The organism is Nonomuraea cypriaca (assembly GCF_015645445.1).
Lineage (GTDB): Bacteria > Actinomycetota > Actinomycetes > Streptosporangiales > Streptosporangiaceae > Nonomuraea > Nonomuraea cypriaca.
Map to the genome: position 1 here is coordinate 1 of NZ_JADOGI010000345.1, position 8,361 is coordinate 8,361.

Annotated in this window: 8 protein-coding genes, 1 tRNA gene and 1 other RNA gene; 7 read left to right on the forward strand and 3 right to left on the reverse strand. The window is 69.6% G+C overall.

The window, feature by feature from the left end:
- Window positions 1–180 precede the first annotated feature (180 nt).
- Window positions 181–822: a LysE family translocator gene (locus ITP53_RS51735; RefSeq protein WP_195902853.1), complete on the forward strand. Its 642-nt coding sequence runs from the start codon at window positions 181–183 to the stop codon at window positions 820–822.
- 70 nt (window positions 823–892) lie between these two features.
- On the forward strand, window positions 893–1,408 hold the full coding sequence (locus ITP53_RS51740) for a GNAT family N-acetyltransferase (protein ID WP_195902854.1): 516 nt from the start codon (window positions 893–895) through the stop codon (window positions 1,406–1,408).
- Here ITP53_RS51740 and ITP53_RS51745 read toward each other — a convergent pair.
- Window positions 1,362–1,865, reverse strand: a complete 504-nt coding sequence (locus ITP53_RS51745; RefSeq protein ID WP_207757627.1) for a GNAT family N-acetyltransferase — start codon at window positions 1,863–1,865, stop codon at window positions 1,362–1,364. The genes ITP53_RS51740 and ITP53_RS51745 overlap by 47 nt on opposite strands.
- A 160-nt stretch (window positions 1,866–2,025) precedes the next feature.
- Here ITP53_RS51745 and ITP53_RS51750 point away from each other — a divergent pair, with 160 nt between their 5' ends.
- Entirely contained in the window at window positions 2,026–2,775 is a 750-nt protein-coding gene (locus ITP53_RS51750) for a DUF4097 family beta strand repeat-containing protein (RefSeq protein WP_195902855.1), read from the forward strand.
- A gap of 124 nt (window positions 2,776–2,899) precedes the next feature.
- The gene (locus ITP53_RS51755; protein ID WP_195902856.1) at window positions 2,900–3,619 is read left to right on the forward strand and encodes a hypothetical protein; all 720 of its coding nucleotides are present in this window, start codon (window positions 2,900–2,902) and stop codon (window positions 3,617–3,619) included.
- Between the two features lie 405 nt (window positions 3,620–4,024).
- On the opposite strand, the gene ITP53_RS51760 is transcribed toward ITP53_RS51755, so the two are convergent.
- Window positions 4,025–4,969, reverse strand: a complete 945-nt coding sequence (locus tag ITP53_RS51760; RefSeq protein ID WP_236052131.1) for an FAD-dependent oxidoreductase — start codon at window positions 4,967–4,969, stop codon at window positions 4,025–4,027.
- A gap of 140 nt (window positions 4,970–5,109) precedes the next feature.
- Here ITP53_RS51760 and ITP53_RS51765 point away from each other — a divergent pair, with 140 nt between their 5' ends.
- The gene (locus tag ITP53_RS51765) at window positions 5,110–5,652 is read left to right on the forward strand and encodes a TetR/AcrR family transcriptional regulator C-terminal domain-containing protein (RefSeq protein WP_195902857.1); all 543 of its coding nucleotides are present in this window, start codon (window positions 5,110–5,112) and stop codon (window positions 5,650–5,652) included.
- A gap of 303 nt (window positions 5,653–5,955) precedes the next feature.
- Here the strand turns inward: ITP53_RS51765 and ITP53_RS51770 are convergent.
- Window positions 5,956–6,043 (reverse strand) — tRNA-Ser (locus ITP53_RS51770).
- Between the two features lie 97 nt (window positions 6,044–6,140).
- Here ITP53_RS51770 and ffs point away from each other — a divergent pair.
- Together ffs and ITP53_RS51780 are read left to right on the forward strand one after the other, a co-directional pair.
- Window positions 6,141–6,236: signal recognition particle sRNA small type (ffs, locus tag ITP53_RS51775), an RNA gene on the forward strand.
- 31 nt (window positions 6,237–6,267) lie between these two features.
- The coding region (locus tag ITP53_RS51780; RefSeq protein ID WP_236052132.1) for a DNA polymerase III subunit gamma and tau at window positions 6,268–8,361 on the forward strand (2,094 nt) is incomplete at its 3' end.

Genomic DNA, 8,361 nt, shown 5'->3' on the forward strand with positions numbered 1-8,361 from the left:
CCTCCCCGCGGGCCGGTGGCCCGTGCGTCCTCGACCTGCGACGGGTCGAGTTGCGCGTCGTCGTCGAACTGCATGTGTCCCTCCGACGCACATCCTCCCCAGTAGCGCTACGAATACGCTCGGTGATAGTCCCAACCGTAATTATCTGTTTTTCTGGGATATATCGGCTAATCTCCTGCTATGACGGGTGGATTGGTCGGGATTGCGCTGGTTTCCCTGGGGATGGTGCTCACGCCGGGGCCGAACATGATCTATCTGATCTCACGTTCGATCGCCCAGGGCCCACGGGCCGGGATGATCTCGCTGACCGGGGTGGTGCTCGGCTTCACCGTCTATCTGACGGCGACCTGCCTGGGGCTGACGGCCGTTTTCGCGTACGTGCCGGCTGCGTACACGGGGCTCAAGCTGGCCGGGGCCGCGTACCTGCTCTGGCTGGCCTGGAGCGCCGTCCGGCCGGGTGGCGTGTCGGCCTTCCAGCCGCGTGACCTTCCGGTCGAGGGTCCAGCCAAGCTGTTCGGGATGGGCCTGCTGACCTGCCTGTTGAATCCCAAGATCGCCATACTCTACCTGTCGCTGCTCCCGCAGTTCGTCGACCCGGCGATGGGCGACGTACTGCTGCAGAGCCTGGCGCTCGGATCGACGCAGATCCTCGTCGCCACCACGGTCAACGCCCTGATCGCGATCTCGGCGGCCGGCCTGGCGGCGTTTCTGGCTCGCCGTCCGGTCTGGCTGCGGATCCAGCGTTACGTCATGGGCACGATGCTCGGCGCCTTCGCCATCCACATGGCCACCGACCGCTCCAAGGCCGTCGTGGCCTCCTGAGCCTTGCTCACGCGCGGACAGAGGAGAGATGGGTGACGGAGTTGGGTACCGAGCGGCTGGTGCTGCGGCAATGGCGCGAGAGGATCTGGAACCGCTGACCGCCATCAACGCGGATCCGGAGGTCATGCGCTTCATCGGCGACGGCTCGGTCCGTACGAGGGAGCAGACCTCGGCGGGGTTCGCGCTCATGCGGCGGGAGTGGGACGAGCGCGGCTTCGGAGCGTTCGCCGTGGAGTCGCGCGAGACCGGCGAACTCGCCGGCTGGGTTGCTCTGACGGTCCCCAACTTCCTGCCCGAAGTGCTGCCCGCCGTGGAGATCGGCTGGCGGCTCGGGCGGCCGTTCTGGGGCAGGGGCGTCGCCACCGAGGCGGCCCGGGAGGTGCTGCGCTTCGGATTCGCCGAGGTCGGGCTGGATCGGATCATCAGCATCTGCCACGTCGACCACCACGCCTCCGCCCGCGTCATGACGAAGCTGGGCATGCGCCAGGAACGCGAGACGGTGGTCCCGTCCCACGGTCAGCCCGTCAGGGTGCTGGCGATCACCCGTGGCGAATACGCGGCGCTTGGGACAGCCACTTCACCATGATCAGGCAGGGGTTTCCCGGCCACAGGTCGTTCGTCTCCTCCAGTGGGAGGAAGCCGACAGACCGGTAGAACGCCCTGGTCCGGGCGTAGCCGGGATCCGGGTGCGCCGGTCCCAGCGTCTTCACCTGGAGCGCCTGGCAGCCGTCCGTGATGAGGTCAGAAGAGAGCCTGCTGACGAGCGCCCTGCCGACGCCTCGCCGATGCCAGGACGGGGTGACGCCCATCAAGTCGATCTCGGCCGCCTCGGCGAAGTGCCGCCGGCACAGCAGGACACCGATGGGCTCCGCATCGGCGCGGGCGACGAGACCGGGGAGATGGGTAGCCGACTCGATGTACCCTGCGTTGGACTCCGGGATCCCGAACCATGACGGCAGCAGGCCAAGCAGTCCCGCGGTGATGTCCGCCAACTCGGCCGAGCCCGCGACCTGGGAAATCTGGAAGGCTGCGGCATCGTCCACACCCGGAGCATGCCACCGATGTCCGTACGAGTGCACCTCGGTTTCGAGGCCCCTGTGCCGCGGACCTCACCACGGCTGGGCGATCTCAGGGGTCTTGTCAGGGAGAGTCTCAGGGACGTCCCGGACGCCGGCCCGCCCGCTGTCCAGGAGACTCGGCGGTATGCGTATGAGAAGCTTCGGTGTGGTCGCGGGTTCCGTGGGGCTCGCGGCGCTGTTGACGGGGTGCGGCCTCGTCGGCCCGCTTGAGGAGGACACGGCGTCGTACGACGTCACGGACAAGGTGACCGCGATCCAGATCGAGGCCGACGCGGGCGGCATCGAGGTGACCGAATCCGACCGGCAGGGCGTCCACGTGACCGAGCACCTCAGCTGGCGCAAGAACAAGCCCGCCGCCGGCCACGAGACGCAAGGCGACACCCTGGTGCTCAGGTTCACCTGCCCCGGTGGCTCGTTGGGTGGCGTGAGCTGCGAGGTCGGCTATCAGGTCGAGATCCCCCGAGGGCTGAAGGTCAAGGCCGTCAGCGACTCAGGAGCGGTGACGCTGCGGGACCTGTCCGGCGACGTGGACGCGGCCAGTGACTCAGGAGCGGTGACGCTGCGGGACCTCTCCGGCGACGTGAACGCGGCCAGTGACTCGGGCGCGATCGACGCCAGCGGGCTGGCGGGCAAGCAGGTGGTCACGAAGACCGACTCGGGCGCCATCACTCTCGCCTTCACCGCTCAGCCCGACAAGGTCGAGACGTCGACCGACTCCGGCAGCACCGAGGTACGCGTGCCCGAAGGGCCCTACAACATCGCCGCCAAGACGGATTCCGGCAACAAGCAGATCGACACGGCGCACGATGCCTCGGCCCCGCGCTCGATCACCCTGTCCAGCGATTCCGGCGCGATCGAGGTCCACGGACCCTGAATCCGTGGGGGAACGCCGGCGTCAGCCGGGCCTCGGGCGGTCGTCCGCATCGTCCGGGTAACGATTGTGGGCGAAACCGATCGTGATCCCGGGTTGTGATCCGACTCCGGCACGATCGCTTCTCATGAAGAAGATGATCACATTAGTGGCGGCCTGCGGCGCGCTGATGCTGGCCGCCGTGCCCGCGCAGGCGGCGCAGAAGGACCCCGTCAGCGCGCTGAAGGCCAAGCTGGCGCCCGGGCACGGCGTGCGGTTCACCGACACCGTCACCTGGTCGGACGGCATCGACGAGCAGGGCGCCAGGGACAGCAAGGGCGCCTTCCAGTTCGACAAGAAGGGCGTCGCGGCCTTCGACATCTCGATGGACTCCGGCTACGACCAGGAGCGGGTCATCTCCATCGGTAAGACCGGTTACTACTCGGGCGGTGACCTGGCCACGATGCTCCCCGAGGGTAAGACCTGGATCAAGAGCATCGGCGGCGCCATTCCCGACTCCTGGGCGCAGTTCCTCAATCCGGCCGAGCCCAAGACCCTGGCCGCGTTGGTCAAGAACGGGAAGTCGAAGGGGAGCTCCGTCACCGGCTCGATCACCGTGAAGGAGCTCAAGGCGGTCTCGGACTGGGTCGCCGCCGCGAACATAGACAGGGAACACGACAAACTCAAGATCTCCTACACTCTCACCCTGTCCTCGGCGGGCCTGGTGAGCAGGGCGCGGAGCTCGTACACGATGTCGGAGGACGGGGAGATCAACATGGTCACCGTCGACAGCCGCTACACCGGGTGGGGCAGCAAGGTGTCGATCAAGGCGCCGCATCCCGGCACGGTGACCACCAAGTTCCGCTGACCCTCGTCTTCCACCGTCGGGCGCTCGAAGGTCTGTCCCAGGGGTTTGAACAGGTACGCGCCGGCTCGTGGCGGTACGCCCTCGCGAGCCTTGCGGAGCCTGGCGCGGTACCAGCACGTGAGCGGTGGCCAAGTGAGACCCAAAGCGAGAGGGGTCTCAGTCCGACCAGGTTTCCTCGCAGCAGACGACCCGGGCGGCCTCGTGGGGTTCGGCGTCGCGGACGTGGTAACGCCCGTGCTCGGTGCCGCACCCGTTGCCAAGGCATCGCCGTTGTGCGTGCCACCGCCAACACGCCTTGCCCCCTGCTCGACGCGAGCAGATGCGCGGAAGTCACCGGGCTGGTGGTGGATCTGCCCCCGTGAAGCCGTGGGGAGCCGCTGGTGCTGGTGCTCTCGCGCTTGGCAGTCAGGATGGCTGGACTTCGTCGAAGAGCGCGAGGGCTTCGGTGGGGTCCGGGCTCACGAGGCGTTCCAGACCGGCCGTCGTGATCTCCGCCCACCTGCCGGCCCGTGCCCACATCTGTTCCTCGAAGGCGCGGACGGCCTCGTCCAGATCGCCAGGGCCGGGGGCGGCGCCGACGGACTCGGCGAGTTCGGCGCCTTCCAGCATCCCGAGGTTCGCGCCCACCCCCAATGGGGGCATCAGGTGGGCGGCGTCGCCCAGTAGCGTCACCCCGGGGACGTGCGCCCAGGTGTGGGACACGGGCAGGACGTAGAGGGGGCGGTGGACGAAAGCGGTGCTGTGGCGGAGGAGGTCGAGGACGGGAGCGGCCCAGCCGTCGAACAGAGCCAGCAGGCTTGATCGCACGGCCTCGACGTCGGCCAGGTCCAGGCCCGCGTCCAGGCCCGCGCGCCGGTTCAGGCCCATATGCCGGTCCAGGTTCGAGTGCCAGTCCAGCGGCGCGCGGAACTGGGCGTACACCTTGACGTGGCCGCCGCTGTTGCGCTGGGCGACGAGGGCGCGGTTCACGCCGTACACAGCCACGGAACCGTCGCCGATCAGCCGGGCGAGGTCGGGGTGGCGGGTGTCGACGTCGTCCAGGGAGGTCTCGACCAAGGTGACGCCGGTGTAGCGCGGCGTCGCGGACGAGATTGCCGGGCGAACCCTGGACCAGGCGCCGTCCGCGCCGACCACGAGGTCGAACGTCTCCTGTCGCCCGTCCGCGAAATGGACCAGCACGCCATCCCGGGTCCCCGGCACCACCTCCGTCACGCCCCGCCCCCACTGAACATCCAGAGGGCCGAGCAGTAGGTCACGGAGTTGCCCGCGGTCGATCTCGGGATTGGCTCGGTCACCCGGACGGGGTTGCCAGTCGCGGAGGACAGTCCCGTCCGTGTCCAGGATGCGCATGGCCTGCCCCTCGGGACGGGACAGCGCCTGGAACTCCGCCAGCAGCCCGGCCTTGCTCAGCGCGAGCTGGCCCAGCTTTTCGTGCAGGTCGAGCGTGCCGCCCGGGGGGCGGGATCGCCGCCCGGCTGGACGCCGGCCCGATGCGGCTGTACGGATACATCTCCACCAAGGAGGAGCTGTTCGACCTCATGGTGGACGAGGTCCACGCCGAGATCCTCCCCGAGGAGCAGCCCGGCGACTGGCGGGAGGTGCTGCGCATCCGCGCCGACCGCACCAGGCAGGCCACTCTCCGTCACGAATGGCTGGCCGACCTGCTCGGCGGCCGTCCGACCCTGGGCCCGAACGCCCTCGCCGTGACTGAGGCCACGCTGGCCGCCCTCGACGGCCTCGCCGACCTCGACACCGTCATGCGCGCCGTGGAGACCGTCAGCGCCTACTTCACCGGCGCGATCAGACGCGAGATCGCGGACCTGCGGGCCGAGCGCGCCACGGGCCTGTCCAAGCTCGACTGGCAGCGCGCCTACGGCCCACATGTAAGCAGGATGCTGGCCACGGGCCGCTTCCCGGCGCTGGCCAAGGCCGTGCACGACGGCACGGAGGTGGACGCCGAGGCGTCCTTCGCGACCGGCCTGGACTGGGTCCTCGACGCCGTGGCCGCCAAACTCGCCCGGCCGCCGGCGTGACGCTCAGGATTTCCAGGTGACATCCGTGGCACCGTATGACGCCGCCGGACTGCGCACCCACTCTGCTCGACTGGTTCGAAGACAAGCTCTTTGGGACAGGAGGGACAACCATTCAGGGCCACGAATGGAAGACCTTCTGGCATCTGCTGGTCTGACGGACGGTCCGCTCCGACGGCATCCGTAACACCGTCGCCAAGCAGGTTGACGGTCTGCTCTGGGAGCCACGCGAGGCGGCCGAAGAGGCCAACTGAGACTGGAAAGCCAGAAGGGGTGTGCCGTGATCACGGCACACCCCTTCTGGGCTGGCGGAGGATAGGAGATTTGAACTCCTGAAGGGTTGCCCCTTACACGCTTTCCAAGCGTGCGCCCTCGGCCACTAGGCGAATCCTCCGCGGACGAGTTTACCGGACTCCCGGGGGTGTGGAGACCACGTTTTCCCCGGGTCTTCAGGGGTGGAGCGAGCACTGCGACATCCGGCTAGACTGTTCAGGGACCCCTCGCGCGGCGTCATCCTGTGAACCTCCCCAGGGCCGGAAGGCAGCAAGGATAAGCGGGCTCTGGCGGGTGTGCGGGGGGTCTCTTAGTTGGGAGCCCCCTCGCAGGCGGGATGGTCGTATGAGCCTTGCGCTTTACCGCAAGTACCGACCCGGGACCTTCGCCGAGGTCAAGGGTCAGGAACACGTCACTGACCCACTGCGGCAGGCGTTGCGCACGGGCCGCATCAACCACGCCTACCTGTTCAGCGGCCCCCGCGGATGTGGCAAGACCTCCAGCGCCCGCATCCTGGCGCGCTCTCTCAACTGCGAGCAGGGCCCGACGCCCGACCCGTGCGGCGTCTGCGACTCCTGCGTCGCGCTCGCCCCGACCGGTCCTGGCCACCTCGACGTCATCGAGATCGACGCCGCCTCACACGGTGGTGTGGACGACGCACGCGACCTGCGCGAACGAGCCTTCTTCGCGCCCGTCTCCGCGCGCTACAAGATCTACATCATCGACGAGGCGCACATGGTGACCCGCGAGGGTTTCAACGCGCTGCTCAAACTCGTCGAAGAGCCCCCGCCGCATCTGAAGTTCATCTTCGCGACGACCGAGCCGGAAAAGGTCATCGGCACCATCAAGTCGCGTACACACCACTACCCGTTCAGGCTGATGCCGCCCGCGACGCTCCGGGCGCTGCTGGAGGAGATCCTCAGCGCCGAGAACGTGCCCTTCGAGCCGACCGCGCTGCCGCTGGTCGTCCGGGCGGGCGCCGGCTCGGCGCGCGACTCGCTCTCGATCCTCGACCAGCTGCTCGCCGGGGCGGAGGAAGACGGCATCACCTACGCCAAGGCCGTCTCCCTGCTCGGCTACACCGACGGCGACCTGCTCGACGAGGTCGTCAACGCGTTCGCGGCGCGCGACGGCGGCCAGGTGTTCCACACGGTCAACCGGGTGATCGAGGGCGGCCACGACCCCCGCCGCTTCGCCTCCGACCTGCTCGAGCGCTTCCGCGACCTGGTGATCCTGGCCAACGTTCCCGAGGCGGCCTCCAGCGGCCTGCTCGACCGTCCAGCCGACGAGCTGGACCGCCTGGTCCAGCAGGCGTCCTCGATGGGGCCGGCCGAGCTCACGCGGGCGGCCGAGATCTTCAACGCGGGGCTCACGGAGATGCGCGGCGCGACCTCGCCGCGCCTGCTGCTGGAGCTGATGTGCGCCCGCGTCCTGCTGCCCGGCGCCGCGCAGGGCCAGGAGGCCCTGCTCGCCCGCCTCGAACGCCTCGAACGCGGCGGCGCCGTCGCCCAGATGGCCGCCCGCGCCTCCGCCCCTACAGGTCCGCACACCGGCGCGCCTCCGTCCAGCGACTCTTCCGCATCTCCCGGTACGCATGCCGCCGGTCCCGCCGGCGGCGGTTCCGCGTCTTCCGGTACGCACACGCCCGCCGGTGGTTCCAGCCCTTCCGGCCGGCCCGCCGCGCCAGGACCAGGCTCGGTGCCCGGTCCGCGGGCGGGAGCCGACGAGGCGACAGGCGAGGCGGCGACCCGCCCCGCGGCCCGCGAGACCCACGCAGGCTCGGCGGGCACGGATGACTGGCCGGAAACCGCCCGACCCGGCGGTTCGGCGTCGTCCGCTCCCTCCATGGGCTCAGCGGCCGCGGACGCTCCGGGCGGTGGCCAAAGCGCTCCCGCCGCACCGGCGCCCTCCGGTTCGGGTCACCCGCAGCAGCAGTGGCCTGCCGTGCTGGCCGCGCTCAAGCAGCGCAGCATCGTCGTGTGGGCCAACGTGAGCACCAACGCCCAGGTCGTGGGCGTGGAAGGCAACCTGCTCACGCTCGGCTTCTCCCAGGTCGGCGCGATGAAGAACTTCACCGGCGGCGGCAAGGACGCCGTGGTGGCCGCCGCGCTCGGCGACGTGTTCGGCGGCACCTGGCGGGTGGAAGCGGTCGTCGGCGGCTCTCCGGCCCCCCAGGGCAGAGGCCCGTCCCGTCCCCAGGCCCCCTCGAACGGCGGCTCCAGCGGCCCGGCGCCGACCGGTCCGCAAGGCCAGCACGCCGTCCCCTCGCAGGGTGCGCAGAACGCGCAGGGCATGCCGGGCTCTCATGGCGTGGCCGGCTCGCAGGGACGTTCGGCATCGCACGGCACCGCTCACGACGACCTGGGCGCGCAGGACCCCGGCCAACCTCCGGCCGCCTCGTCCGCCACCCCATCGGCCCGCCACACCACGGACGAGTCC

Excerpts from the sequence above, each read along its gene's own strand:
- ITP53_RS51735 (WP_195902853.1), top strand. The coding sequence starts at position 181 with ATGACGGGTGGATTGGTCGGGATTGCGCTGGTTTCCCTGGGGATGGTG.
- ITP53_RS51740 (WP_195902854.1), top strand. The coding sequence starts at position 893 with ATGGCGCGAGAGGATCTGGAACCGCTGACCGCCATCAACGCGGATCCG.
- ITP53_RS51750 (WP_195902855.1), top strand. The coding sequence starts at position 2,026 with ATGCGTATGAGAAGCTTCGGTGTGGTCGCGGGTTCCGTGGGGCTCGCG.
- ITP53_RS51755 (WP_195902856.1), top strand. The coding sequence starts at position 2,900 with ATGAAGAAGATGATCACATTAGTGGCGGCCTGCGGCGCGCTGATGCTG.
- ITP53_RS51760 (WP_236052131.1), bottom strand. The coding sequence starts at position 4,969 with ATGCGCATCCTGGACACGGACGGGACTGTCCTCCGCGACTGGCAACCC.
- ITP53_RS51765 (WP_195902857.1), top strand. The coding sequence starts at position 5,110 with ATGCGGCTGTACGGATACATCTCCACCAAGGAGGAGCTGTTCGACCTC.